The organism is Pseudomonas allii, assembly GCF_055380095.1.
The window spans coordinates 3810232-3834534 of record NZ_AP039450.1; the positions used below are offsets into that span (position 1 = coordinate 3810232).

28 protein-coding genes are annotated in these 24303 nt (G+C 62.5%); 14 read left to right on the forward strand and 14 right to left on the reverse strand.

Translation table 11 applies throughout. The features are described from left to right. From ACZ445_RS16990 to ACZ445_RS17010, 5 genes are all read right to left on the reverse strand, one after another. Positions 1-1227: a molybdopterin molybdotransferase MoeA gene (locus tag ACZ445_RS16990; protein WP_464707313.1), complete on the reverse strand. Its 1227-nt coding sequence runs from the start codon at positions 1225-1227 to the stop codon at positions 1-3. After that, a complete protein-coding gene (gene moaB, locus ACZ445_RS16995) occupies positions 1224-1778 on the reverse strand; it encodes a molybdenum cofactor biosynthesis protein B (RefSeq protein ID WP_179028247.1) in 555 nt (184 codons plus the stop codon). The genes ACZ445_RS16990 and moaB overlap by 4 nt, the downstream gene beginning before the upstream one ends. An 83-nt stretch (positions 1779-1861) precedes the next feature. Then, entirely contained in the window at positions 1862-2509 is a 648-nt protein-coding gene (gene pdxH, locus ACZ445_RS17000; protein ID WP_058427522.1) for a pyridoxamine 5'-phosphate oxidase, read from the reverse strand. A 100-nt stretch (positions 2510-2609) separates the two neighbouring features. After that, on the reverse strand, positions 2610-3026 hold the full coding sequence (locus ACZ445_RS17005) for a hypothetical protein (protein ID WP_058427521.1): 417 nt from the start codon (positions 3024-3026) through the stop codon (positions 2610-2612). A gap of 9 nt (positions 3027-3035) precedes the next feature. After that, positions 3036-4211: an NnrS family protein gene (locus ACZ445_RS17010; RefSeq protein ID WP_179028248.1), complete on the reverse strand. Its 1176-nt coding sequence runs from the start codon at positions 4209-4211 to the stop codon at positions 3036-3038. Between the two features lie 134 nt (positions 4212-4345). On the opposite strand from ACZ445_RS17010, the gene ACZ445_RS17015 reads away from it, so the two are divergent. Next, on the forward strand, positions 4346-5029 hold the full coding sequence (locus tag ACZ445_RS17015) for a Crp/Fnr family transcriptional regulator (protein ID WP_058427519.1): 684 nt from the start codon (positions 4346-4348) through the stop codon (positions 5027-5029). Beyond that, complete coding sequence (locus tag ACZ445_RS17020) at positions 5026-5217, forward strand: protein DnrP (RefSeq protein WP_179028249.1); 192 nt, start codon at positions 5026-5028, stop codon at positions 5215-5217. Before ACZ445_RS17015 ends, ACZ445_RS17020 begins: the two co-directional genes overlap by 4 nt. On the opposite strand, the gene ACZ445_RS17025 is transcribed toward ACZ445_RS17020, so the two are convergent. From ACZ445_RS17025 to ACZ445_RS17050, 6 genes are all read right to left on the reverse strand, one after another. Further along, positions 5211-7052 (reverse strand): nitric oxide reductase activation protein NorD, encoded by a 1842-nt coding sequence (locus ACZ445_RS17025; RefSeq protein WP_179028250.1) that lies wholly within the window; start codon positions 7050-7052, stop codon positions 5211-5213. The two genes, ACZ445_RS17020 and ACZ445_RS17025, sit on opposite strands and share 7 nt — an antisense overlap. Positions 7053-7122: 70 nt before the next feature. After that, the gene (locus ACZ445_RS17030; protein WP_179028251.1) at positions 7123-8541 is read right to left on the reverse strand and encodes a cbb3-type cytochrome c oxidase subunit I; all 1419 of its coding nucleotides are present in this window, start codon (positions 8539-8541) and stop codon (positions 7123-7125) included. A gap of 3 nt (positions 8542-8544) precedes the next feature. Further along, complete coding sequence (locus ACZ445_RS17035) at positions 8545-8985, reverse strand: c-type cytochrome (RefSeq protein WP_071492610.1); 441 nt, start codon at positions 8983-8985, stop codon at positions 8545-8547. Positions 8986-9137: 152 nt separating this feature from the next. Further along, positions 9138-9647 (reverse strand): GNAT family N-acetyltransferase, encoded by a 510-nt coding sequence (locus ACZ445_RS17040; RefSeq protein ID WP_058427514.1) that lies wholly within the window; start codon positions 9645-9647, stop codon positions 9138-9140. 4 nt (positions 9648-9651) lie between these two features. Beyond that, positions 9652-10401, reverse strand: a complete 750-nt coding sequence (locus ACZ445_RS17045) for a HesA/MoeB/ThiF family protein (RefSeq protein WP_464707314.1) — start codon at positions 10399-10401, stop codon at positions 9652-9654. Between the two features lie 134 nt (positions 10402-10535). Continuing rightward, positions 10536-10712: a hypothetical protein gene (locus tag ACZ445_RS17050; RefSeq protein ID WP_156790784.1), complete on the reverse strand. Its 177-nt coding sequence runs from the start codon at positions 10710-10712 to the stop codon at positions 10536-10538. A 441-nt stretch (positions 10713-11153) separates the two neighbouring features. On the opposite strand from ACZ445_RS17050, the gene ACZ445_RS17055 reads away from it, so the two are divergent. Next, the gene (locus ACZ445_RS17055) at positions 11154-13265 is read left to right on the forward strand and encodes a peptidase domain-containing ABC transporter (protein WP_464707315.1); all 2112 of its coding nucleotides are present in this window, start codon (positions 11154-11156) and stop codon (positions 13263-13265) included. Positions 13266-13639: 374 nt separating this feature from the next. On the opposite strand, the gene ACZ445_RS17060 is transcribed toward ACZ445_RS17055, so the two are convergent. Genes ACZ445_RS17060 through ACZ445_RS17070 form a run of 3 tightly spaced genes read right to left on the reverse strand, consistent with a single transcriptional unit; the run spans position 13640 to position 15203 of the window. Beyond that, positions 13640-13873, reverse strand: a complete 234-nt coding sequence (locus ACZ445_RS17060; RefSeq protein WP_310863835.1) for a cytochrome C oxidase subunit IV family protein — start codon at positions 13871-13873, stop codon at positions 13640-13642. Between the two features lie 6 nt (positions 13874-13879). After that, a complete protein-coding gene (locus ACZ445_RS17065) occupies positions 13880-14443 on the reverse strand; it encodes a cytochrome c oxidase subunit 3 (protein ID WP_464707316.1) in 564 nt (187 codons plus the stop codon). Beyond that, complete coding sequence (locus ACZ445_RS17070) at positions 14427-15203, reverse strand: AAA family ATPase (RefSeq protein WP_464707317.1); 777 nt, start codon at positions 15201-15203, stop codon at positions 14427-14429. Before ACZ445_RS17070 ends, ACZ445_RS17065 begins: the two co-directional genes overlap by 17 nt. Positions 15204-15396: 193 nt before the next feature. On the opposite strand from ACZ445_RS17070, the gene nirS reads away from it, so the two are divergent. Genes nirS through ACZ445_RS17125 form a run of 11 tightly spaced genes read left to right on the forward strand, consistent with a single transcriptional unit; the run spans position 15397 to position 24303 of the window. Then, a complete protein-coding gene (gene nirS, locus ACZ445_RS17075; RefSeq protein WP_058423922.1) occupies positions 15397-17070 on the forward strand; it encodes a nitrite reductase in 1674 nt (557 codons plus the stop codon). 24 nt (positions 17071-17094) lie between these two features. After that, positions 17095-17409 carry a c-type cytochrome gene (locus tag ACZ445_RS17080; protein WP_179029174.1) on the forward strand — a complete coding sequence of 105 codons (315 nt, stop codon included), beginning with the start codon at positions 17095-17097 and terminating at the stop codon, positions 17407-17409. A 17-nt stretch (positions 17410-17426) separates the two neighbouring features. Next, positions 17427-17744 (forward strand): c-type cytochrome, encoded by a 318-nt coding sequence (locus ACZ445_RS17085; RefSeq protein WP_058423924.1) that lies wholly within the window; start codon positions 17427-17429, stop codon positions 17742-17744. Further along, positions 17741-18910 (forward strand): cytochrome D1 domain-containing protein, encoded by a 1170-nt coding sequence (locus ACZ445_RS17090; protein WP_058423925.1) that lies wholly within the window; start codon positions 17741-17743, stop codon positions 18908-18910. Before ACZ445_RS17085 ends, ACZ445_RS17090 begins: the two co-directional genes overlap by 4 nt. A gap of 1 nt (position 18911) precedes the next feature. Then, positions 18912-19370 (forward strand): Lrp/AsnC family transcriptional regulator, encoded by a 459-nt coding sequence (locus ACZ445_RS17095; RefSeq protein ID WP_310863838.1) that lies wholly within the window; start codon positions 18912-18914, stop codon positions 19368-19370. Then, a complete protein-coding gene (gene ahbB, locus ACZ445_RS17100; RefSeq protein WP_310863839.1) occupies positions 19367-19882 on the forward strand; it encodes a siroheme decarboxylase subunit beta in 516 nt (171 codons plus the stop codon). Before ACZ445_RS17095 ends, ahbB (ACZ445_RS17100) begins: the two co-directional genes overlap by 4 nt. Then, positions 19875-20318 (forward strand): Lrp/AsnC family transcriptional regulator, encoded by a 444-nt coding sequence (locus ACZ445_RS17105; RefSeq protein WP_464703841.1) that lies wholly within the window; start codon positions 19875-19877, stop codon positions 20316-20318. Before ahbB (ACZ445_RS17100) ends, ACZ445_RS17105 begins: the two co-directional genes overlap by 8 nt. Further along, a complete protein-coding gene (gene ahbB / locus ACZ445_RS17110) occupies positions 20293-20793 on the forward strand; it encodes a siroheme decarboxylase subunit beta (RefSeq protein ID WP_464693741.1) in 501 nt (166 codons plus the stop codon). Before ACZ445_RS17105 ends, ahbB (ACZ445_RS17110) begins: the two co-directional genes overlap by 26 nt. 12 nt (positions 20794-20805) lie before the next feature. After that, positions 20806-21984: a heme d1 biosynthesis radical SAM protein NirJ gene (gene nirJ / locus ACZ445_RS17115; RefSeq protein WP_058423929.1), complete on the forward strand. Its 1179-nt coding sequence runs from the start codon at positions 20806-20808 to the stop codon at positions 21982-21984. Positions 21985-22027: 43 nt separating this feature from the next. Then, entirely contained in the window at positions 22028-22852 is an 825-nt protein-coding gene (gene cobA, locus ACZ445_RS17120) for a uroporphyrinogen-III C-methyltransferase (protein WP_058423930.1), read from the forward strand. Beyond that, positions 22849-24303 carry a nitrite reductase gene (locus ACZ445_RS17125; RefSeq protein WP_058423931.1) on the forward strand — a complete coding sequence of 485 codons (1455 nt, stop codon included), beginning with the start codon at positions 22849-22851 and terminating at the stop codon, positions 24301-24303. The genes cobA and ACZ445_RS17125 overlap by 4 nt, the downstream gene beginning before the upstream one ends.

A 24303-nucleotide genomic window follows, 5' to 3' on the forward strand; every position in this document is an offset into this window, starting at 1 on the left:
TTATTGAAAATCGGCAAACGACAGGAACGGCACGGGCGCGCCCTTGAGCACCTGCTGCTCGCGCTCGACGATCACCAGGCCATCGGCCCAGCAGGCGGCGGCGAGCATCGCCGAGCTTTGCTGGGGGTGCAGGATCGCGCGCAGTTGCCCATCGCTGTCGGGGCTCAAGCGTGCACGCAGGTATTGGCGGCGCTTGTTGGGTTTGAGCCACTCGAAGGCCGCCGGCACGCTGACAGGCACCGGCAACACGCGCTCCGCGCCTTGGGCGCGCAGCAGGAACGGGCGCACCACGATCAGCGTGGTGACCAGCGCCGCGGTGGGGTTGCCCGGCAGGCCGACCCAGGGTTTGCCGGCCACCTGGCCGAACGCCAGGGGTTTGCCGGGCTGGATCGCCAGGCGCCAGAATTCAACCTTGCCGAGTGCCTGGATCGCCTGTTTGAGATGGTCCTCTTCGCCCACCGACACGCCGCCGGTGGTCAGCAGCAAGTCGCACTCAGACGAGGCCAGCACCAACGCATCGCGGCTGGCCGCCAGGGCGTCGGCCATCACGCCGTAGTCGTGCACCTCCACGCCCCAGCCGCGCAGCAACGCCGCCACAAGGTAGCGATTGCTGTTGTAGATCTGCCCCGGCGCCAGCGACTCGCCCGGCTCACGCAGTTCATCGCCACTGCTGAGCAGGCACACGCGCAGTGGCCGGTAGACCTTGACCCGGGGAATGCCCGCCGCCGCCAACAGGCCGAGTTCCTGGGCGCGCAGACGTTTGCCGGCGCTCAGTACCCGTTGCCCGCGTTGCAGCTCTTCGCCGCGCTTGCGTACATGTTCGCCCAGGCGCAACGGCGGGCACCAGATGCGCTCGCCGTACACCCGGCAACGCTCCTGCGGCACCACGCTGTCGGCACCCGGCGGCAGCGGCGCGCCGGTGAAGATGCGCACGGCTTGCCCGGGCTGCAACGGCACATCCGTGCTGTGCCCGGCGGCGATCCGCCCGACCACTTCCAGGTAGCCGCCCTGCTCCGGCACGTCAAACGCGCGCAGGGCGTAGCCGTCCATGGCGCTGTTGTCCCAACCTGGCAGGTCGCGGGGCGAGAACACCTCTTCGGCGGTCACCCGGCCCAGGGCCTGGGCCAATGCAAGCATTTCGGTGGCTGGTGGCGGCGGCGCCTGGGCCAGCAACTGCTCGATGGCCTCTTCCACGGGCAGCAGGTCGCCGCTGTCGCAGGGACTCATGAGCGTGCCTCACAAGCAGCGAGTATCTGATCGAGTTGCGGCTTGAGGTGCGGCGCAAAATTGCACGGACCGGTACGGCTGTCCAACTGGCCAACCAGGATCTGGTCCCAGGCAGTACGACAGGCCCCCGGCGAACCGGGCATGCAGCACACCAGCACGCCGTTGCTGAAACCGGCCAGGGCCCGGGATTGCAGGGTCGACATGCCGATTTCCGCCAGCGACACCTGGCGGAACAACTCGCCAAAGCCGTCCACCTGCTTATCCAGCAGCGGCAACACCGCCTGGGGCGTGTTGTCACGCGCGGTGAAGCCGGTGCCACCGGTCATCAGCACCACTTGCACCTGGGGGTCGGCGATCCATTGCGAGACGCGCGCGCGGATCTGGTAGATGTCATCCATCACGATGCCCCGGTCGATCAGCATGTGGCCGGCACGTTGCAGGCGGTCCGCCAGGGTGTCGCCGGAGGTGTCGGTGTCGTAGGTGCGGGTGTCGCTGATGGTCAGTACCGCGATGTTCAGGGAAACGAAACTGCGTTGGGTCAGATGGGCCATGATCCAGGCTCCAGGCGTTGAAAAGATGCGTCCAGCCTGCGCCGCATCGGGCGCAGGGCCTATTCCTCGAAGGAGGTATGCCGTCAGGGGGCCAGGCGCGTGCGCTGCCACCCGGCGTCATGCAGGCGGTAGTCGAGGCGGTCGTGCAAGCGGTCCGGCCGGCCTTGCCAGAACTCGATACGCCGGGGTTGCAGGCAGTAGCCGCCCCAGTGCTCGGGCCGGGGCGGCTGGCGCCCGGCAAACCGCTCGGTGACCTCGCGCAGGCGCCCTTCCAACTCACTGCGATGGGCCAGCGGTTGGCTCTGCGGCGAGGCCCAACTGCCCAACTGACTGGCGGCCGGGCGGGCATCGAAGTAGTCGTCCGACAGCTCGGCATCCGCCTTCACCACCGGGCCTTCGATACGCACCTGGCGCTCCAGGCCCGGCCAGAAGAACGTCATGGCAGCATGGGGGTTGTCCGCCAGTTCATGGCCCTTGGCGCTGTGGTAATTGCCAAAGAAGAAAAACCCGTCGGCGCTGAAGCCCTTGAGCAGCAGGATGCGGCAGTGGGCATGCCCCTGGCCGTCCACCGTGGCCAGGGCCATGCTGTTGGCCTCGGCCGGCGGCACTTCGGTCTTGCGGGCCTGGTCCAGCCACTGGCCGAACAGCTCCAGCGGGTCGGCCTGCGGGCAGTCGTCGCGAAGGCCGTAGAGGGTGTAGTTGCGGCGCAATTGCGCAAGGGACAGGGGCATGGCGCGGTCCTCCAGAAAGTTCGCCACAGTGTGGGAACTGGCGTACCGTTATCCCTTGACCGCGATCAACAATCGGCCGCGGCATGACGCCGCATACCGCTTACCACAACGATTTAGCGATGATCACGATCAGCACCATGTGCGCGAGGATGCTGCGCCGAATCCACCGTGCACGCTTGGCGCTCAGGCGCTGTTTACCCAGCCAGTACGCCAGCAGCAGGTAGTGCCCGATGATGCTCAGGGCCAGCAGGATCTTCAGGCCCAGCAACCACGCAAAACGACCACTCCACGGCATGCCCCAGTAGTGCCAGGCCAGCCCCAGGCCCGCGCCGTACAGCACGATGACCACCAGATGCAGCACGCGTCGCGAGCGCCGGGCAATCGCCTGGTCGCAGGTGAACTGCGCGGACCAGGCCAACTCCTCCCGGGCGCTGTGCCAGATCACCACTTCAAAAAACAGCGTGCCGATGAACGCGATGGCCGCCAGCAGATGAACCATCAATAGCACTGAATACATGGATCTCTCCTAACCCGGATGCCCGTCCACACGCGGCTGCCACAGCATCGGCCCGTAGCGCCACAGGTACAGCCCCAGCCCGCTGGACCAGCACAGCGCCGCCAACCACAACGCCGCCACCGGCCACACCAGCACCAGCAGCACCCGGCACACACACGCCAGGTTCAGCAGCGCAAAGGCTAGGGTCATCCCCGAGGGCGGCTGCAATGGCCGGCCGGTATGGCCCAGGCTGACCCGCGCGATCATCGCCAGGATCAACCCGGCCATGGCGCCGATGGTCAAGGCGTGCACCGCCAGGCTCGGGTTGAGCGGCGCGCCGCAATGCCACAGCGCCATGCCCAGGCACGCCAGCGCCAGCCAGGCATAGGCCAGGTGCAGGGACCACAGCAGCGGCACCCGCCACAGGCCGCGATCATGCCAACGCGCCAGGCGCAGCAGATGGCCCACGCCGAGCAGCGCGAACAGCACGCCGATCCACGCCTGTGGCCACACGGCCAACCCACCGGCATACAACAACGCGACCAGCACCGAACCGCCCAACAGCAGGTGATCCAACCACGGCCAGGGCTTGACCGCCGCGACCCGACCCAGGCCGCGCTGGGTGAAAAACGGGATCACCCGTCCGCCGATCAGCCCCATCATCGCCGCCACCAACCAGAGGCCGGTCAACACTGCCTGGCGCTGCAAGCCCTGGTCATACAGTGCCAAGCCATCAGCCACCGCCAGCAATACCAGCACCAGCACAATCGGATAATTGCGCGTCTGTCGCACCTGCCACAGCGTCCATCCCATCACGCCCGCCACCGCCAGTGGGAAGCTCAGTTCCAGTACCGCCAGCAATGGCAGGGGAACGTTGAGCAACCAGCCCACGCGCGCCGCCAGCCACAGCGTCGCGAGTGCGCCCAAGGGTGCCCCGCTGAGCCCGGGGCGACCGGTCCAGGTCTGCACCGCCGTCAGCAAGAAACCGGCGATGATCGCCAGGCCAAAGCCGAACAGCAGTTCATGCCGATGCCAAGCCAGCCAGCCACCGGCCGGTTGCCAACTGCCGGTCATGCCGCCCAGGGCCAACAGCCACAGCGGCACCGCCAGCGCGGCCAACAGGCAGGCACCGAGGAAAAATGGCCGGAAGGCCAGGCGAAACAGCGGGGTAATCGACATGGCCTTGCGTCGATCCAGTACGTGCATGGCAGGGCTCCTGAAAGTATCACTGCGCCGATGGTGCGCCTGTGCGCGCGTCTTGCCCTTGTCGCAGATCAAGCTGCGCCAAGGGCAACCGGATTAACCTCGACGCCCCTTCCCCTTCGTGCCCCGAGGTAATGATGGTGCTCCATCGTGTCCATCACCAGATCCTGCGCAGTCATCACCTGTTCGAGCCCATGGACGAGCTCCAACTCAACGAGCTGATGAGCAGCAGCCAGTTGCTCAGCGTCGACAAGGGCCAACCCCTGTTCCGCCAGGGCGAACCGGCCGATGCGTTCTACTTCGTGATTGCCGGTGCGGTGAAGATCTACCGCCTGACCCCGGACGGCCAGGAAAAGGTCTTCGAAGTGGTCGGCGAGCGCCACACCTTCGCCGAAGCGATGATGCTGATGGATACGCCCAACTATGTGGCGTGCGCCGAAGCCGTGTGCCCGACCCAGTTGTACCGGCTGTCCAACGCCACCTACATGCGCCTGCTGCACAGCAACAGCCGCCTGACCTTCGCCCTGCTCGGCACGCTGTGCGTGCGCCTGCACCAGCGGGTCAACGAGATCGAGACCCTGTCGTTGAAGAACGCCACCCACCGCGTGGTGCGCTACCTGATGACCCAGTTGATGCGCCTGCCGGTCGGCGAAAACCGCTTCGAACTGCCCATGGCCAAGCAGCTGATCGCCGGGCACTTGTCGATCCAGCCGGAGACGTTCTCGCGGATCATCCGACGCTTGATCGACGAACAGATCATCACCCAGGACGCTCGCCAGATCGCGATTCTCGACCGCCTGCGCCTGGAGCAATTCGAGTGAAGACCTGCCTGTATTGCCAGCACCGCAATGCCATGGAGCGCGACACCTGCGAGCACTGCGCCATGCCGTTGCCGAGCGCCGAGGCCAGCACCCAGGCGCGGCGGCTCAGTCGTTTCCAGTGGTTCTGCGTGGGCCTGGTGCTGTTCTGCATCGCGATGTTTTTCTGGTTGCCCCGGGCTCTCTACTGACCCTCGGTGAGTTGTCGGTACAGCTGCGGCAGACGCTCGGGCAACTGCTCCGGCTGGCGGATCAGCGTGAAGCCATGGGCGCCGAACATGTACGGCAGGTAATCGCCGGCCTGCTTGTCGATGGTGATGCAGAACGGGATCAACCCCCGTCGCCGCGCCTCCAGCACCGCCTGGCGAGTGTCTTCCACACCGTAGCGGCCCTCGTAGAGGTCCAGATCATTGGGTTTGCCATCGGTGAGCAGCAACAGCAGTTTGCGCCGTTGCTTACAGGCGCCCAGCAGGTGGGTGGCCTGGCGAATCGCGGCGCCCATGCGCGTGTAGTAACCCGGCTTGAGGCCCTGGATCACACCGCGCGTGCGGTCATCGTAGGGGTGCTGGAACGGTTTGATCACCTGCAGGCGCACCTGCTGCCGACGCAGGGACGAGAACCCATACAGTGCAAAGCGGTCCCCTGCCCCTGCCAGGCTTTCGCCGAACAGCAACAGGCTGTCGCGGATCACGTCGATGACCTTTTGCGTGTCGTTCAGATGGGCGTCGGTGGACATCGACAGGTCCGCCAGCAGCAGGCAGGCCAGGTCGCGGTGAGTTTGGCGCTGCTGCATGAACAGCCCGCGTTCGGCACAGGCGCCGTGCTGGCGCTCCACATGAAAATCCAGCCAGGCCTGCAGGTCGAGTTCGCTGCCCTGGGGCTGCTGGCGTTGCCATTGACGATCGGTGCGCAGGTGCTGGAACTGGCGCCGCAGGCGTTGGGCCTGGGCATGCAGGCGCATGGGCAGCGCTTGGGGTTGATCGGCGCGCGGCTGCATCAGCTGCAGGTTGACGAAGGCTTCCTGCAAGCACTGCCGGCGGTAGTCCCATTCGGGCAACTTGATACCCTCGCCTAGGGGGATGTCGTCGACATCGGCGGGCGGCAGGTCCAGGTGCAGTTTCAGACCGCCACTCTTGCGCACACGCTGGCGCGACAGGCTCAGGTGGTCGAGGTCTTCGGCGACGCGGGCGGCGTCGGGGTCCTGGCTGTCGTCGGTCCAGCGGTCAAGCTCGACGTGCTCGGTCCAGCTGAACAGGTTTTCCAGGCGCACCACCAGCAGGCCGCCGTCGCGGGCCTGGTCATCCAGGCGTGTGGCGCGCTTGGGTGATCCCTGTTGTGCGCCCGGCGGCGCCGACAGATCGTCACCTTCGTCGTCGAGGTCGGCGCTGTGCGGTGCGTCCAACTGCTGCGGTGGGTACAGCCATAACGGCAATGGCCACGGGGCGCGCTCGCTGCGCGGCAGCTGGCGCACGCTACCGGGTTCGCGCAGGGCCTTGCGCAAGGCTTTTTCCAGGGCCGCTTCGTCGGGCTTGAGGCCCGCCGGGTCGGGGCGCAATTCCAGATGGGCATGCACCAGGCGACGATAACGGGGCAGCATCGCCGGGTAGCGTTGCAGCAACAGCCAGGTCCAGCGTTGATTGTCGCGGACCCAGTGGGTCATGGGGCCGGCGTGGGCGGCGAGCAATGCCAGCCATTGGTACAAGTCGGCATTCAGCACCGGGTCGGGAAATACTGCCACGCTGGCCGGCAAGCGCAGGCGGTTGCCGTCACAGGTGGCCAGCGGTGCCTGTTTGCAGGTGCCGGCGATGCGCATCAGCAGGTTGCGCCGCAGCAACAGGTCGCGCTCGCCAGCCGCTTCTACGGCGATGCCATTCGCACCGCCGAGCGCACGGAACAGCAGCGCCACACGGCGTTGATGGTCGGCCAGGGCTACCCGCGCTTCGGGGAAATCCACGCTGGCGCGGCGTGTGATAAAGCGGTGCCAGGCACTGCCGACCCATTCTTCGAGTTCCAGGGTAAAGGCCATGTCATTGCTCCAAACGTAAAACGGCCCGCTGTACCAGCCGGGCCGCCCTCTTGGGGATTAACCTTGTTGTCTACACGGCGGGGACCGGCTCACCGACCACGCCGCGCCGTTGCCGGAAGCTGTACAGGTAGCAGAGCAGCCCCAGCAGGAACACCACGCCGCTGGCCAGCCGCGCCCAGAACAGCGTATTCAGATGCTCCACCGTGGCCATGAACGGCAGCGCCACGCCTTCCACCGGCCAACGCTGCAACCACACCTGCACCGCGCCGGCGGCGGTGAGGAACAGGGTGATCATTACCATCGACACCACCATCAGCCAGAAGCCCCATACCTCGATGGTCTGCGAGCGTGCATCCGGCGCTTCACCGAGGCCACGCAGGCGCGGCATGGCGTAGCTGATCAGGGTCATCACGATCATCGCGTAGGCGCCGAAGAACGCCAGGTGCCCGTGGGCCGCCGTGAGCTGGGTGCCGTGGGTGTAGAAGTTGACCGGTGCCAGGGTGTGCAGGAACCCCCAGACCCCGGCGCCGAAAAACGCCGTCACCGTGGTGCCCTTGGCCCACAACGTCGCCGCCCGGTTCGGGTGCTGGCGGCGACGGCGTTTGACCATGGTGAAGGCGAACATCACCATCGCCAGGAACGGCAGCGGTTCCAGGGCCGAGAAGATCGAACCGACCCACAACCACACCTGCGGCGCGCCGATCCAGAAGAAGTGGTGCCCGGTGCCGATGATCCCGGTGATCAACGCCATGGCGATGATCACGTACAGCCATTTCTCCACCACCTCGCGGTCGACGCCGGTGACCTTGATCAGCACGAACGCCAGCATCGAGCCCATGATCAACTCCCACACGCCTTCCACCCAAAGGTGCACCACCCACCACCAGTAGAACTTGTCCCGCGCGAGGTTGCCGGGGTTGTAGAAGGAGAACAGGAAGAACACCGCCAGGCCGATCAGCCCGGTCATCATCACCATGCTCACCGTGGTCTTGCGACCCTTGAGCAAGGTCATGCCGATGTTGTACAGAAAGCCCAGGCACACCACCACGATACCCATCTTGGTGATGGTGGGTTGCTCAAGGAACTCGCGCCCCATGGTCGGCAGCAGTTCGTTATGGGTCAATTTCGCCAGCGCGGCATACGGCACCAGCAGGTAGCCGAGGATGGTCAGCACCCCGGCCACGGCGAACATCCAGAACAACAGGATCGCCAGTTTCGGGCTGTGCAGCTCACGGTCCGCCTCCTCGGGCACCAGGTAATACGCCGCGCCCATGAAGCCGAACAGCAGCCACACGATCAACAGGTTGGTGTGCACCATTCGCGCCACGTTGAACGGGATCAGCGGGAACAGAAAGTCACCCACCACGTATTGCAGGCCCATGATCAGCCCGAACAGCACCTGGCCGACAAACAGCATCAGCGCAAACACAAAGTAGGGTTTGGCCACGGCCTGGGATTGGAATTTCAGATAGGGATTGGCGCTGCGCATGGCTCAGCCCTCCTTGTTCGGTGGCCAGTTGTTGGTGTCGATCTTCGAGCTCCATTTGAGGAACTCGGACAGATCGTTCACCTCCTGGTCATTGAGGTTGAATTGCGGCATGGCCCGACGCCCCGGGACGCCCAGCGGTTGCATCTTCATCCAGGCGTGCAGGAACGGCTTGAACCCTTCTTCACCGCCGCGGCGCTGGAACACATTGCCCAGCTCCGGCGCAAAGTAGGCGCCCTCGCCCAACAGCGTGTGGCAGCCTACGCAGTTATTGCGCTCCCACACGCCCTTGCCACGCACCACCGACTCGGTGAGCTGGTCGGCGTTGCTGCGGGCGGGAAAGGTCTGTTCGGTGTGATAGGTCAGGGCCAGGAAAATCAGGAAGAAGAACACGCTTCCTCCGAAGTAGATATTCCTGGCCATGCCCTTGGTGAAGGTCTCTGACATGGTCGTCTTCCTCATGGCTTGGCGGGGGCCATGATAGGAAGGTGGGGTTGGGAAACTGCTTGATGGCGATCAAGAATTGTTGATCGCGGTGGTGGGGTATTAGCGAGGGTATACACGTACACTCTCGAAGCGCACGAAAACCATGCACCCGATCAGGTTATGTTTTTAGTGTAGAAAACACGGTCGACATACCCACTTTCTCTTTTGTAATACCCCGGCAAGGTACCGGCAAGTTCAAACCCGCATGCTTTTACTACCGCTATGCCCTGGGATTGCGTCGCCAGGTGAAAGTAGTACAGACACTCAATACCGATGGCTTTTGCCCGCGTTTCCAAGAGTCTTACCAACTCACGTCCTTCTTCAGCGTAGTCAGGCAGCAAACCGAAACGAATTTCCGCTACGTGACGCTCAATCCACCGGGGCCGCCGCTCGACCTCGCCTAGTCCCACAATCACTGACGCCTTATTCAACACACACAAAACAATAGCTTCCCCCGCTGCCTCTTTTTCAAGTAACTTGCCGATCCAGATGGCTTCCTTGTCAGGGTTTAACAATAGAACATCCGTGGGGCGCTCTACCCGCTCGGGGTCCCGTTCAACAAGTTGGCTAAAAAAGGCTAACAGCGCTACCGCGTCTTGGGATGACGGCTGCTTAAACTCCATGGATCTACCTCTCTTCTGTATACACGGAACAGTATTCACATTCGCGCTTTTTAGCCACCTCATCGACACTAAACACGCCACTCAACAAAAGTGACGAAAACGTCAGCCGCTTATTAAAATACATCTTTTCCTCATAACCCAAAAACCATTTGAACACTTCTGCTGCGCCCAGCGTCCCCGCCACTGATGTAGACAATACATTCACAGGAACAGGTCCTGTATGTTCAACACGAGAATGATCCCGAGGAAACAAACAAGCAAAACAAGCGCTATTTCTTGAAGGCAGCATTGAGAACACATAGCCGTAAGAAAACTGGGCAGACGCATGGACCATAGGCTTGTTTCTTCGAAGGCAATATTCATTAACCGCATTTCGCCCATCAGGGGATTCACCCCCTTCAACAATAAAATCGTATGATTGGAGCAGCCTATCAATATTAGATCTGGAGACTTTTTCCTCAATCAACTCGATCGTTATATCCGGATTCAGATTCGTCAGCGTTTTATGAGCCGCCATCCCCTTAGGTAACCCGACATCACTGGTTCGATAAAGAACTTGTCGGTTCAGGTTCGACAATTCGACTTTATCAAACTCAATTATCCCGATCCTGCCTATTCCACCCGCCACCAACGCCATGAGCAAGGTTGACTTAACGCCGCCCGCACCAATCACTGCAACCGACGCAGCCTTCAATTTCCGCTGCCCCTCCTGCCCCCCATTCAGGCATATTTTCCTGTCGATTATATCGATCATCCTTAAAATCAAACTGCATAAAATCCTGCCCTGCCTGCACGATAAAAAACTCATATTGACTCGTCCCCAAGCCCCAGGAAACTCGGGGGCGAGTCAATCTTTACTGATTCACCATTAATTAAAAATCAGCCAAATCAACCATCGCACGCACGAAAACTTCTAGCATTGCATGCACCACCACTCACCTGTTCTATTTCATGCTGAAAAAGCTCAAGAACAGGATACTCTTCAAAAGCAGACTCCAACGTTTCCGACTCCAATTCAGACTTTCCAATGAGGCCTTCAGGCAGGCCACGCAAATAGATCTTCATATCTACATCCTCACTCTGTTAATTTTCAGAATTGTTTGGCGCCAACGGATTGACTATAAGAATTGCGATTGATTAGAGTCAACACAGACATTATGAATTTTTTATTTAAGGCAGATCTATGAAAAGCCAAAGCAAAATGACTACAGAAAACACCTACAAAAAAAGACCACCTATATTCAGAGCGAAAGCACTTAAACATTTAACGCCTCGCCTGCAAGGAGACTTCCTACAAATACAAACCTCTGGACCGACTCGCCTTGCGATAGTATTTACTTGCTTTTCAAGCCTCACATTAATTGCTGTAGGATTTTTTTACATAACCTACTGGAAAAGAGAGCACACGTACCAACCCTTACCCGCACAACCAATAATCGGAAAGGATACTCAACACGCACCGTGTGTTTCACCGTTCTCAAACAAACATGACACGTGAGCACTGATATGACCTGGTTAAGACGTTTCAATAGACGCTCACTTCCAGTTTTACTCCAATCTGAAGCCGCAGAGTGTGGTCTGGCATGCCTAGCAATGGTGACAACCTACTGGGGAAAAACCACTGACTTACTTGCATTGCGCCTGCGATTCAGTGTCTCGCTGAAAGGTTCGACCCTCAAGAGTCTGATATCCATTGCTCAGCACATCGGCTTTCAGTCACGACCTCTGCGCGTGGAGCTGGTACAGCTATCTCGCTTGAGGCTTCCCTGTATTTTGCATTGGGATATGAATCATTTCGTCGTCTTGAAAGAGGTCTCAACCAAGCGTGTGGTGATTCACGATCCCGTCTGTGGCGTGAGGCGGATGTCTATGGCTCACGTATCCGAGCACTACACCGGGGTGGTGCTGGAGCTTTTACCTGGAGAATTATTCACCCCCTCAAATGACGGTAATCGAACGCCACTGAGGTCCATGCTTGGCAAAGTTGAGGGACTGCATTCAGGCATCGGCAAACTGCTGTTGATAGGCCTGGTTTTACAAGCCATAGCGTTGACCGCTCCGTTTTACGTGCAATGGGTGGTGGACGACGTACTCGCCGCAGGTGATCGGCGGTTAATGACAGTTCTCGGCATGGGATTCTTACTGCTCATTTTGCTTCAGGCGAGCCTGACATTTTTTCGCTCGTGGATGACGGCGGCGCTTTCCACTCACGTGAATTACCAGTGGCTGGGTAATGCATTTTCGCATCTGCTACGGCTTCCCATGACCTGGTTCGAAAAACGTCACTTGGGTGATATAGCTTCTCGGTTCAACGCTCTACAAGTCATCCAGAGAACCGTCACTACGCAACTGATCGAGGGCATCATCGACGGATTCCTCGTCATCACTACACTTGTCTTCATGACCTTCTACAGCCTAGGGCTCACCGCCATATGTCTATTGGCAGTGGGTTTCTACACGATTCTGCGCTGGTACGCATTCAGCAGACAGAGCGAGGCTACTGCAGTCCACATTTCGCACACAGCCAAACAACACACTTTGTTTATCGAGACTGCCAGAGGCATACAGAGCATTCGCCTGTTCGGATGCGAAGAGCAACGGCGCCTGGCATGGGTTAACGGACTGGCGGATCAACTCAACGCCGAATTACGCGTTTCGAGACTTTCAATTTCGTTCCAATCAGCCCACACATGGATCTTCAACAGTGAGAGGGTTGTTGTAATTTGGCTAGCTGCGCTTGCCGTCATGGATGGCAAGCTATCGGTGGGAATGCTCTTCGCATTCCTCAGTTACAAAGACCAGTTCAGTCAGCGCATTGCGGCACTGATCGACAAGCTATTCGAGTTGAAGATGTTGCGACTTCACGGCGAACGTGTAGCGGATATCCTCCTAACCGCCCCTGAAAAAGATGCGCAGACCTTGGATGCGGATATTGAGTGTTTGCCTGCAACGGTTGAACTACGTCATGTGTCGTTCAGGTACGCAGAAGAGGAGGCTGACGTCATAAATGATGTCAGCCTGAAAATTTCGGCAGGTGAATGCCTTGCGATTACTGGGAGCTCAGGATGCGGTAAGACGACATTGATGAAACTGATGCTGGGACTCTTGAAACCCACCTCAGGGGACATACTGGTAGGCGGGGTTCCACTCGAACAGCTAGGTTTGAAAAACTATCGCCAGATGACTGCTACGGTTATGCAAGATGATCAACTGTTTACTGGATCACTCGCAGACAACATCAGCTTTTTCGACGCCCAACCTGACCATGAAGCAATCGTTAACAGTGCAAAACAAGCCGCCATCCATGACGAAATCATGAGCATGCCTATGAGTTACAACACGCTTGTAGGGGATATTGGTTCAGGACTCTCAGGGGGACAAAAGCAGAGAGTCCTGCTAGCACGAGCTTTTTACCGGTCACCCAAATTATTGGTGCTGGATGAAGCGACCAGCCACCTCGATGTGTGGAATGAAAAGCTCGTCAATGCGGCCATCAAAGATGTGTCAATGACACGCGTACTCGTGGCACATAGGCCTGAGACTATAGCGATGGCAAGGCGGGTTATTACTCTGAACCAGGGAAAAATCATCAGGGACGTAACGCATGCTGAACAATGATTCACGCGTTGCGAATGCCCGCTGGAGCGGGCTTGCCAGCAAAAAACGTGAGGGCGCCGCGTGCATTCTGGTTACCCGCGTCATCGTTAACGACCATCGCTGGCAAGCCAGCCCAGGGGGGAACGCACACGCCTCAACGATCCGGTCGGCTACCAGGCCGCCGCGCTTTGTTTTTGATTTTGATCTTAGGCGGCCCCCCAAATCACTGTCGGATTACGGGCATACCGAGCCTAGGCGAGGTACCGAGTGTTGGGGCAAGAGCGTTTTGCTTACTTTTGACTGGGCCGGCATTCCGGCTTTTCAAAAGTGACCCGCCGTAAGGGCGGAACCCTAGGTGGCCGTTACCGAAGAAACGGATATGCCCCCTCCCGTATTCAAACCAACACCCCCACACACCCCACCACCACCCAAGCCCACCCCAACATCCCCCACCGCCACCCCCAAGGCGCATCCCGCAATTCCATGAACCCATCCGCAATCAACCACGACTTGCCAACCGCCAACAGCAACACCCCCCACCCCACGCCAGCGCCCCCCGCCAACACCGTCCCCACACTCAACAAAACCAGCACAACCCAACACACCATCAACCCCTGCGACGTACTCATCCGCCCCTACCCCATCACATACACCACCGGAAACAACACCACCCACACCAGGTCCACCATGTGCCAATACAGCACCCCCGACTCCACCCCATTCACCGCCACCCCGCCCCGCCAGCACGCCACCGCCAGCCACCCGAGGATCAGCATGCCCAGCAGCACATGCAGCAAGTGAAACCCCGTCAGCACCCAGTACAGGGTGAAAAACCGGCTGTACTCCATCCCCAACCCCACCTCCACCAGATGGGTGTACTCGCAAAGCTTGATCCCCACGTACACCAGCGCCACCAGCAACGCCGCGCCAAACAGCCCGGCGCTGCGCCGCCAATGTCCCAGGCGCACCTGCTGCAAGGCCAACGCCGCGAGCAGCCCGGTCGTCAACAGGCTCAAGGTCATCGCCAGCCCGGTGGAGGTGTCCAGTTGTGCGCGGCCCGAGGCAAATGCTTCGGGTTCCAGGCGCTGGGTCACGGCGAATGCCAGGATCAGCATCGCGAACACGGTCAATTCGGCGAGGATGAAAAACCACATCGCCAGGTCACCCGGCAGGCGCCGGGGCTCAGGCAAAGTGCACATCCACCACGTCCATCAGCCCGGCGACGGTCTGCGGGTCGTCGCTCAGGGCCTGGGCCAGGCAGGCCATGCAGGCTTCGCGCGGGGGCATGCCGGCGGCGATCAGGCGGGCGGTAAAGATCAGCAGGCGGGTGGAGGCGACTTCTTCCAGGTCGTGTTGATCCAGGCGCCGCAACGCCTGGCCCAGGCGTACCACCTCAGTGGCCAGCGCGTTATCCACCTGCGCCTCCTGGGCCACGATGCGCGCTTCATCCGCCCCTGCGGGGTAGTCGAAGCGCATCGCCACAAAGCGTTGGCGGGTGCTGGGTTTCATGCCCTTGAGCAGGTTCTGGTAGCCGGGGTTGTACGACACCACCAACATGAACGACGGCGGCGCCTTGACCACTTCGCCGGTGCGTTCCAGGTACAGCTCGCGGCGGTCGTCGGCCACCGGGTGCAGGACCACGGCAGTGTCCTGGCGCGCCTCGATCACTTCGTCCAGGTAGCAGATGCCGCCTTCACGCACGGCACGGGTCAGCGGGCCGTCCTGCCACCAGGTGCCCTTGGCGCCGATCAGGTGGCGGCCGACCAGGTCGGCGGCGCTGAGGTCGTCATGGCAGGCCACGGTGTACAGCGGCAGGTTCAGGCGGTGCGCCATGTGCTGCACAAAGCGGGTCTTGCCGCAGCCGGTCGGCCCCTTGATCAGCACCGGCATGCGGTGACGCCAGGCGTGCTCGAACAGCACCTGTTCGTTGGCGAGGGGTTGGTAGAAGGGTGTGGTCATGGCGGTATCCAAAGCGGGTTCGACGGCCACGCTAAGGGCGCCTGCGACAACCTGGCAAGCGCTACCCAAGGCAAACTTGATCGCCGTCAAGCGAGCATTCCGACACGTCGCCATAGTCTGGCCGGGCACTAAGAACCTGCGCCCCGCACCTGTTGCGTGGCATCGCAAAGGTCTCGCCTGAGGAGTACATGGAATGCTGACTCGCACCCGCAAAACCTTCACCCTGAGCCTCGCCAGCCTGAGCTGCGCGCTGGCCCTGGCAATGCCCCCGACGGCCCATGGCGCCGCGCAACCCGCGCTGGTGAAAACCGCCGGCGCGCCGGACATGAGCCAGGCCGACTTCGACACCTCCAAGCAGATTTACTTCGAACGCTGCGCCGGCTGCCACGGTGTACTGCGCAAAGGCGCCACCGGCAAACCGCTGACCCCGGACATCACCCAGGCGCGTGGCCAGGCCTACCTCGAAGCGCTGATTACCTACGGCTCCCCCGCCGGCATGCCGAACTGGGGCACCTCCAATGCGCTGACCAAGGCGCAGATCAGCAGCATGGCCACGTTCATCCAGCACACCGCGCCCACACCGCCGGAATGGGGCATGGCCGAAACCCTCAAGACCTGGAAGGTGCTGGTCAAGCCCGAAGACCGGCCGAAGAAACAGCTGAACACGCTCAACCTGGACAACCTGTTTTCCGTGACCCTGCGCGATGACGGCAAGATCGCCCTGGTCGATGGCGACAGCAAAAAGATCGTCAAGCTGATCGACACCGGCTACGCCGTGCACATCTCGCGGATCTCCGCCTCGGGCCGCTACCTGCTGGTGATCGGCCGTGACGCCAAGATCGACATGATCGACCTGTGGCCCGCCGAACCAACCAAGGTCGCCGAGATCAAGGTGGGCATCGAGGCGCGCTCGGTGGAGACGTCCAAGTTCAAAGGCTACGAAGACAAGTACACTATCGCCGGTTCCTACTGGCCGCCGCAGTTCACCCTGATGGATGGCGAAACTCTGGAGCCCAGGCAGATCGTGTCCACCCGTGGCATGACCGTGGACAAGCAGGAGTACCACCCCGAACCACGCGTGGCGGCGATCATTGCGTCCCACGAATGGCCGGAGTTCATCGTCAACGTCAAGGAAACCGGCAAGGTGATGCTGGTCAATTACCAGGACATCAAGAACCTCACCATCACCACCATCGACGCCGCACCGTTCCTGCATGACGGCGGCTGGGACAGCACCCACCGCTACTTCCTCACGGCGGCCAACAACTCGAACAAGGTGGCGGTGATCGATTCCAAGGAGCGCACCCTCACCGCCCTGGTGGACGTGGGCAAGACCCCGCACCCCGGGCGCGGCGCCAACTTCGTGCATCCCCAATTCGGGCCGGTGTGGGCCACCAGCCACCTCGGGGACGGCGGCATTTCGGTGATCGGCACCGACCCGGTCAAGCACGCGCAGTACGCCTGGAAGCAAGTGGCTTCGTTGAAGGGCCAGGGCGGCGGCTCGCTGTTTATCAAGACCCACCCCAACTCCCAGCACCTGTACGTGGACACCACGCTCAACCCCGACGCCAAGCTCAGCCAGTCGGTGGCGGTGTTCGATATCAACCACCTCGACAAGGGCTACAGCGTACTGCCGATCGCCGAGTATTCCGGCATCAAGCAAGGCGCGTTGCGCGTGGTGCAACCGGAATACAACAAGGCCGGCGATGAGGTGTGGTTCTCGGTGTGGAACGGCCAGACCGAAGAGTCGGCGCTGGTGGTGATCGACGACAAGACCTTGAAGCTCAAGCAAGTGATCAAGGACAAGCGCCTGATCACCCCGACCGGCAAGTTCAACGTGTTCAACACCCAACACGATATTTATTGAGCCCAATCAACAAGAGGTCCGCCAATGAAAAATATTCTCCTCGCACTGCTGGCAACCGCCGCTGCGCTCAGCCTGCAACCGGCGCTGGCGCAAGACGGGCCGGCCCTGTTCAAGAGCAAGCCCTGCGCTGCCTGTCATGCCGTCGACAGCAAGCTGGTGGGGCCGGCCTTGAAGGATGTCGCAGCCAAGAATGCCGGTGTGAAAGACGCCGCCACCACCCTGGCCAGTCATATCAAGAACGGCACCCAGGGTAACTGGGGGCCGATCCCGATGCCGCCGAACCAGGTCACGGATGACGAAGCCAAGGTCTTGGCCGAGTGGGTCCTGACCCTGAAATAACCGCCAAGGAGCGCGCCATGAAAGTCTCGATGATCAGTTCGGCCATGGCGCTGCTTCTACTCATTCCCATTCCCGCAGGCGCGGTGGTGGATGCCCAACGATTGGAACATCTGCTGACCCAGGACTGCGGCGCCTGCCACGGCCTGTACCTCACCGGTGGCCTCGGTCCGCCGCTGACACCCAAGGCGCTCGCCGGCCAGAGCCGTGACAGCCTGATCGCCACCATCACCCATGGCCGCCCAGCCCGTGCGATGCCGGGCTGGGCGCCACTGCTCAGCGCCAGTGAAATCGCCTGGCTGGTCGACCGACTCCTGCAAGGAAGCCCCGCCCCATGATCCGTCCCATCCTGTTAGCCGCTTGCCTGTTGCTGGGCGCCTGTACCCAACCGACGTTGCGCGGCACCGGCGACCTGGGCCTGGTGATCGAACGTACCAGCGCCAGCGTGCAAATCATCGAGTCCACGGGCATGAGCAGCCTGGCGCGCATCGAGGGCCTGGGCGATCTGTCCCATGCCTCGGTGGTGTTCTCCCGCGACCAGCGCCATGCCTATATTTTCGGCCGCGACGGCGGGCTGACCAAGGTCGACCTGTTGGGCCAGCGCATCGAAAAGCGCATCCTCCAGGGCGGCAACAGCATCGGCGGCGCGATCAGCCAGGATGGGCGCCTGATCGCCGTGTCCAACTACCAGCCCGGCGGGGTCAAGGTGTTCGATGCCGTCACCCTGGCCCAGGTGGCGGACATTCCCGCCACCGCCCTCGCCGATGGCAAGCGCTCCCGCGTGGTCGGACTGGTGGACGCGCCCGGCCAGCGCTTTGTGTTCAGCCTGTTCGACACCGGCGAGATCTGGAGCGCGGACTTCAGCCAGGGCAACGCGCCACGCATCAGCCGTTTCACCGGCATCGGCGAGCAGCCCTACGACGCCCTGGTCACCGCCGATGGCCGCTATTACATGGCGGGACTGTTCGGTGAAGACGGCATGGCCCAGCTCGACCTGTGGCACCCGGAACACGGCGTCAAGCGCGTGCTTGCCGACTATGGCCGTGGCCAGGAAAAACTGCCGGTGTACAAGATGCCCCACCTCGAAGGCTGGGCCGTGGCCGACAACCAAGCCTTTGTGCCGGCCGTGGGCCGTCACCAGGTGCTGGTGATGGATGCCCGCAGTTGGCAGCAGACCGCTGCCATCGCCGTGGCCGGCCAGCCGATCTTTGTCACCGCGCGGCCGGATGGGCGCCAGCTGTGGGTCAACTTTGCCTACCCGGACAACGACCGGGTGCAAGTGCTCGACAGTGAAACCCACCAGATCATCGCCGACCTGCGCCCCGGCCCCGGCGTGCTGCACATGGAGTTCACCGGGCGTGGCGACCAGCTGTGGCTGTCGGTGCGCGATGGTGAGCAGGTGCAGGTGTGGGACCCGTATCGCCTGACCTTGCTCAAGACCCTGCCGGCCTTGAGCCCCAGCGGGATTTTCTTCAGCAACCGTGCGCAAAAGATGGGGTATTGAAATGGACCTTGACCTGCTCAGCCGTCGGCTGATCGACCGCTACCAGCACGGCATGCCGCTGTGCGCCGAACCGTACCGGGAGATGGCCCGGGTGCTCGACTGCACTGAGGCCGAACTGATGGCCTGCCTGCAACGCCTGGAACTGGCGGGTGCCTTGTCGCGCATCGGCCCGGTGTTCGAACACACCCGCGCCGGCGCCAGCACCCTCGCCGCCCTGGCGGTGCCGATCGAGCGCCTGGAACAGGTGGCGCGGCGCGTCAGCCAGTACCCGGAGGTCAACCACAACTACGCACGCGAACACCACTACAACCTGTGGTTCGTGCTGACCGGCCCGCACCGCCAGCACCTGGAGCAGGTGCTCGCCGAACTGGAGAAAGACACCGGCCTGTCGCCCCTGGACCTGCCGATGCTCACCGCCTACCGCATCGACCTGGGGTTTGCCCTGGGAGAACACCCGTGATCACGCCGCTGAACCACGAACAGATGCTCGACCTGCGCCAATGCCTGGAGCGCGGCCTCCCCCGGGTGGCGCGGCCCTACGAGGAACTGGCGGAGCTGATCGGCGCCCATCACGACCAGGTGTTGCAGCAGATGCAGCAATGGCAGGAGCAAGGCCTGTTCCGACGGGTCGGCCTGGTGCTCAACCACCGCGCCCTGGGCTTTGTCGCCAACGCCATGCTGGTGCTCGACGTGCCGGATGCGCTGGTGGACGAAGTGGGTACGCGCCTGAGCCGCTCCGCCGGGATCAACCTGTGTTACCAGCGCCCCCGGCGTTTGCCGCAGTGGCGCTACAACCTGTTCTGCATGGTCCATGGCCGTGAACGCGCAGCCGTGACCGCGCATATCCAGGCGGTGTTGCAGCAACAGCAGCTCAGCGACTTGCCCCACCAACTGCTGTTCAGCACCCGCGCCTACAAACAATGCGGCGGGCGATTTGCACCGCCGCCGTCACAGGTATGGGCCCATGGATGATCTCGATCGCCAATTGATCAATCGCCTGCAGCGCGGCCTGCAGCTGGTGCGCCAGCCGTGGCAGCAACTGGCGCAGGAACTGCACAGCCGTCCCTGCGAGTTGCTTGACCATCTGCATGACTTGCTTGAAGACGACGTGCTGACCCGCTTCGGCCCGATGTTCGACATCGAGCGCCTCGGCGGCGCCTTCACCCTCGCTGCGCTGGCAGTGCCCGAAGCCCGCTTCGAAGCGGTGGCCGCGCAAGTCAACGCGCTGGCGCAAGTGGCCCACAACTACCGCCGCGAACACCACTGGAACATGTGGTTCGTGCTGGCCTGCGCCACCGAGGCGGAGCTGGCCGCCACCCTGTCCCGCATCGAAGCCCTCACCGGGCTGGCGGTGCTCAATCTGCCGAAGGAGCAAACCTACCATGTCGGTGTGTATTTCCCGGTCTGACAACGCCCTGGCCCTGCGCTTGATCGCCATGACCCAAAGCGGCCTGCCGCTGGTGGAAGACCCGTGGGCGTGGCTGGCCGAGCAATTGGGCATCAGTGTCGAATCGACCCTGGACCTGCTCAAGCGCTTGCAGGCCGAAGGCGCGATCCGGCGCATCGCTGCGGTGCCCAACCACTACCGCCTGGGCTATCGGCACAACGGCATGACCGTGTGGGATGTGCCCGACGAGCAGATGCCGCGCCTGGGCGAACTGATCGGTGCGCAGCCCTTCGTCAGCCACTGCTACCGCCGCCCACGCCGCCCCGGTTGGCCCTACAACCTGTTCGCCATGGTGCATGGCCGCAGCCGCGAAGAAATCGACAGCTACCGTGAGCACCTGCGTTACCTGCTGGGTGAAGCAAGTGGTGCTGATGAAATGCTGGTGAGCAGCCGCATCCTGAAAAAAACCGGCCTGCGCCTGGCCACCTCGCACTAGAAGGAGTGCTCTATGCTGCGGATCAGTCAGTACTTGCGTACCCTCGCCGGCCGCTGCCCGCCGCCGCGCGCTTCAACACCCGGCAGCGACCGCCCGCCGGTGGTGATCTGGAACCTGCTCAGGCGTTGCAACCTCACCTGCAAACACTGCTACGCCACCAGCGCCGACAGCGTGTTTCGCGATGAGCTGGACACCGAAGCGGCGCTGCGGGTGATCGATGATTTGCACGCGGCGGGCGTACGCGTGCTGATCCTGTCGGGCGGTGAACCGCTGCTGCGCGAGGACCTGTTCCAGCTCAGCGCCTATGCCCGCGACAAGGGCTTTTTCGTCGCCCTGTCGACCAATGGCACGCTGATCGATGAGCAGAATATCCAGCAGATCGCCGACGCGCGCTTCGACTACGTCGGCATCAGCATCGACGGCCTGGAGGCAACCCACGACGCGTTTCGCCAACTGCACGGCAGCTTCCAGCGCTCGATGCACGCCATTCGCCTGTGCCGCGAAGCCGGGATCCGCGTGGGGTTGCGCACCACGTTGACCCAGGCCAACCACGCGCAACTGCCGCAGTTGCTGGCGTTGATGCGTGCCTACGATGTGCAGAAGTTCTACCTGTCGCACCTCAACTACAGCGGGCGCGGCAAGCGCAGCCGCTTGCTGGATGCACACCGGCAGATGAGCCGCGACGCCATGGCGCTGATTTTCCAGCAGGCCTGGCATGACATCGAACAGGGTATCGACAGCGACTTCGTCAGCGGCAACAACGACGCCGACGCCGTGCTGCTGCTGCAATGGGTGCACCAGCACCTGCCCGAACACTACCCACAGCTCGAACACTTGCTGCATGGCTGGGGTGGCAATGCCTCGGGCAGCGGCATCGCCAATATCGACAACACTGGCGAGGTGCACCCGGACACCTACTGGTGGCAGCACTCGGTGGGCAATGTGCGCAACACCCGCTTCCGCCAGCTCTGGCTGGACCAGCCCGACCCATTGCTGCTGCGCCTGCGCGAACACCCGCGCCGCATCGGCGGGCGCTGTGCCGAGTGCCGCTGGCTGGCGATCTGCAACGGCAACACCCGCACCCGCGCCTGGGCCGATGGCGACCTGTGGGGGCCGGACCCCGGTTGCTACTTCAACGATGCCGAAATCGCCCGGCATCCCACACCGTTGATCCCTTGCACCACCCGGTGACACAACCGGGGGCGCCTACCTGATGATGAACCAAGGATGTCTCATGCACACGCCAACTGCCCTACCCGCCAGTCTGCACAGCCCCTTCCACCCCGGTGAAGTCGCCCTGGTCGGTGCCGGCCCCGGTGACCCGCGCCTGCTCACCCTGCGTGCCTGGAGCCTGCTGATGCAGGCCGACGCCGTGGTGTTCGACCGGCTGATCAGCGCCGAGCTGCTGGCGCTGATCCCCCTGAGCTGCGCCCGGCATTACGTGGGCAAGGCCAGCGGCTACCACAGCCTGCCCCAGGACCAACTCAACGCACTGCTGGCGGAACTGGCCGAGCAGGGTCAACGGGTGGTGCGGCTCAAGGGCGGCGACCCGTTCATCTTCGGGCGCGGCGCCGAGGAACTCGAATACCTGCTGGCGCGGGATATCCCGTGCCAGGTGGTGCCGGGCATCACCGCCGCCTCAGGTTGCAGCGCCTACGCCGGCATCCCGCTGACCCACCGCGACCTGGTCAACTCCTGCCGCTTCGTCACCGGCCACCTGCAGCGCGACGGTGCCTTGAAGCTGCCGTGGGCGAGCCTGGCCGAGCCGAGCCAGACCCTGGTGTTCTACATGGGCCTGGCGAACCTGGCGCTGATCGCCGAACACCTGGTGGCGGCCGGTCTGCCGGCGGACACCCCGGCGGCGCTGATCAGCAACGGTACCCGCGCCGACCAGCACGTGGCGCGCGGCACCTTGCGCCAGTTGCCGACCCTGGCCGCCGACTGCGAACCGGGCGTGCCCACCCTGACGGTGATCGGCCATGTGGTGAACCTGTTCGCCGACGCCACCTTGCACTACCCCGCCAGCCTGTCGGCACCACGCATCCCGGTGGCGGTATGAAACGCCTGCTGCTGGTGCCGTTGCTCTGGATCAGCGCTGCCCATGGCACGCCGGCCGAGGATTACGGCGAGTATTGCCAGAGCTGTCACGGCCTCAACCGCATCGGCGCCAGCGGCCCGGCGTTACTCCCGGAGAGCCTGGGGCGAATCAAGCCGGACGAGGTGCGCAAGGTCATCGAACAAGGCCGTCCCGCCAGCCAGATGGTCGGGTTCGGCTCGCAGTTGAGCGCGGCGCAGATCGACGGCCTGGCGAACTTCCTGCAACAGCCACCGGCCACGCCGGCCACCTGGAACGCGCAGGACATCCGCAACAGCCACCGCCTGCTGGCAGATCTGCGCACACTGCCCAGCACCCCACAGCACCACGCCGACCCGCTCAACCTGTTTGTGGTGGTGGAGTCCGGTGACCATCACATCGACATTCTCGACGGCGATCGCTTTACCGTTCTGGACCGCTTCGCCAGCCATTTCGCCGTGCACGGCGGGCCGAAGTTCTCGCCGGACGGGCGCTTCGTCTACTTCGCTTCCCGCGACGGTTGGATCAGCCTGTACGACCTGCACAACCTCACGCTGATCGCCGAGACCCGCGTGGCCCTCAACACTCGCAACCTGGCGGTGAGCAAGGATGGCCGCTGGGTGCTGGTGGGCAATTACCTGCCGGGCAACCTGGTGGTGCTCGATGCGCGTGACCTGTCGCTGGTCAAGACCCTGGAGACGGGCTCGCGGGTCAGCGCGGTGTACACCGCACCGCCGCGCAACAGTTTTGTGGTGGCGCTCAAGGATGTGAATGAGGTGTGGGAGCTGTCCTACGCGGCGACCCACCCCACGTTTGAACCCCGGCGTATCCCGGCCCGCGACGTACTGGACGACTTCTCGTTCACCCCGGATTACCGCCAGTTACTCGCCACTTCACGCAAGGCCGGTGGCGGCCAGGTGATCGACCTGGATTCGGGCGCGGTGGTCACTGACATTCCGCTGGCGGGCATGCCGCACCTGGGCTCCGGTACGTACTGGAAGCGCGACGGCAACTGGGTGTTCGCCACCCCGAACATCAGCCTGGGGCAAATCACCGTGCTCGACCCGAGCACCTGGACGTTGATCAAGCAGATCCCCACCCTCGGCCCGGGCTTCTTCATGCGCAGCCATATCCACTCGCGCTACGTGTGGAGCGATGTGTTCTTCGGGCCGGACAACGACGCCATCCACCTGATCGACAAGCAGACCCTCCACATCGCCCACACCCTGCGCCCGGTGCCGGGCAAGACGGCGGCCCACGTGGAGTTCACCCGGGACGGGCGCTACGTGCTACTGAGTATCTGGGCCACCGACGGCGCGCTGATCGTCTACGACAGCCAGACCCTCAAGGAGATCAAGCGCCTGCCCATGAACAAGCCATCGGGCAAGTACAACGTGGGCAACAAGATCGAGTTTGCCGAGGGCACGTCCCACTAG

What these genes read in the sequence shown, in the direction of transcription:
- ACZ445_RS17095 (WP_310863838.1), top strand. Translation starts at nt 18,912, where the DNA reads ATGGACCTTGACCTGCTCAGCCGTCGGCTGATCGACCGCTACCAGCAC.
- ACZ445_RS17005 (WP_058427521.1), bottom strand. Translation starts at nt 3,026, where the DNA reads ATGTATTCAGTGCTATTGATGGTTCATCTGCTGGCGGCCATCGCGTTC.
- ACZ445_RS17010 (WP_179028248.1), bottom strand. Translation starts at nt 4,211, where the DNA reads ATGCACGTACTGGATCGACGCAAGGCCATGTCGATTACCCCGCTGTTT.
- ACZ445_RS17015 (WP_058427519.1), top strand. Translation starts at nt 4,346, where the DNA reads ATGGTGCTCCATCGTGTCCATCACCAGATCCTGCGCAGTCATCACCTG.
- ACZ445_RS17055 (WP_464707315.1), top strand. Translation starts at nt 11,154, where the DNA reads ATGACCTGGTTAAGACGTTTCAATAGACGCTCACTTCCAGTTTTACTC.
- pdxH (WP_058427522.1), bottom strand. Translation starts at nt 2,509, where the DNA reads ATGCCCCTGTCCCTTGCGCAATTGCGCCGCAACTACACCCTCTACGGC.
- ACZ445_RS17065 (WP_464707316.1), bottom strand. Translation starts at nt 14,443, where the DNA reads ATGTGCACTTTGCCTGAGCCCCGGCGCCTGCCGGGTGACCTGGCGATG.
- nirS (WP_058423922.1), top strand. Translation starts at nt 15,397, where the DNA reads ATGCTGACTCGCACCCGCAAAACCTTCACCCTGAGCCTCGCCAGCCTG.
- ACZ445_RS17125 (WP_058423931.1), top strand. Translation starts at nt 22,849, where the DNA reads ATGAAACGCCTGCTGCTGGTGCCGTTGCTCTGGATCAGCGCTGCCCAT.
- ACZ445_RS16990 (WP_464707313.1), bottom strand. Translation starts at nt 1,227, where the DNA reads ATGAGTCCCTGCGACAGCGGCGACCTGCTGCCCGTGGAAGAGGCCATC.
- ACZ445_RS17030 (WP_179028251.1), bottom strand. Translation starts at nt 8,541, where the DNA reads ATGCGCAGCGCCAATCCCTATCTGAAATTCCAATCCCAGGCCGTGGCC.
- ACZ445_RS17090 (WP_058423925.1), top strand. Translation starts at nt 17,741, where the DNA reads ATGATCCGTCCCATCCTGTTAGCCGCTTGCCTGTTGCTGGGCGCCTGT.
- ACZ445_RS17025 (WP_179028250.1), bottom strand. Translation starts at nt 7,052, where the DNA reads ATGGCCTTTACCCTGGAACTCGAAGAATGGGTCGGCAGTGCCTGGCAC.
- ACZ445_RS17035 (WP_071492610.1), bottom strand. Translation starts at nt 8,985, where the DNA reads ATGTCAGAGACCTTCACCAAGGGCATGGCCAGGAATATCTACTTCGGA.
- cobA (WP_058423930.1), top strand. Translation starts at nt 22,028, where the DNA reads ATGCACACGCCAACTGCCCTACCCGCCAGTCTGCACAGCCCCTTCCAC.
- ACZ445_RS17085 (WP_058423924.1), top strand. Translation starts at nt 17,427, where the DNA reads ATGAAAGTCTCGATGATCAGTTCGGCCATGGCGCTGCTTCTACTCATT.
- nirJ (WP_058423929.1), top strand. Translation starts at nt 20,806, where the DNA reads ATGCTGCGGATCAGTCAGTACTTGCGTACCCTCGCCGGCCGCTGCCCG.
- ACZ445_RS17060 (WP_310863835.1), bottom strand. Translation starts at nt 13,873, where the DNA reads ATGAGTACGTCGCAGGGGTTGATGGTGTGTTGGGTTGTGCTGGTTTTG.
- ACZ445_RS17105 (WP_464703841.1), top strand. Translation starts at nt 19,875, where the DNA reads ATGGATGATCTCGATCGCCAATTGATCAATCGCCTGCAGCGCGGCCTG.
- ahbB (WP_464693741.1), top strand. Translation starts at nt 20,293, where the DNA reads ATGTCGGTGTGTATTTCCCGGTCTGACAACGCCCTGGCCCTGCGCTTG.
- ACZ445_RS17070 (WP_464707317.1), bottom strand. Translation starts at nt 15,203, where the DNA reads ATGACCACACCCTTCTACCAACCCCTCGCCAACGAACAGGTGCTGTTC.
- moaB (WP_179028247.1), bottom strand. Translation starts at nt 1,778, where the DNA reads ATGGCCCATCTGACCCAACGCAGTTTCGTTTCCCTGAACATCGCGGTA.
- ACZ445_RS17080 (WP_179029174.1), top strand. Translation starts at nt 17,095, where the DNA reads ATGAAAAATATTCTCCTCGCACTGCTGGCAACCGCCGCTGCGCTCAGC.
- ACZ445_RS17045 (WP_464707314.1), bottom strand. Translation starts at nt 10,401, where the DNA reads ATGATCGATATAATCGACAGGAAAATATGCCTGAATGGGGGGCAGGAG.
- ACZ445_RS17040 (WP_058427514.1), bottom strand. Translation starts at nt 9,647, where the DNA reads ATGGAGTTTAAGCAGCCGTCATCCCAAGACGCGGTAGCGCTGTTAGCC.
- ACZ445_RS17050 (WP_156790784.1), bottom strand. Translation starts at nt 10,712, where the DNA reads ATGAAGATCTATTTGCGTGGCCTGCCTGAAGGCCTCATTGGAAAGTCT.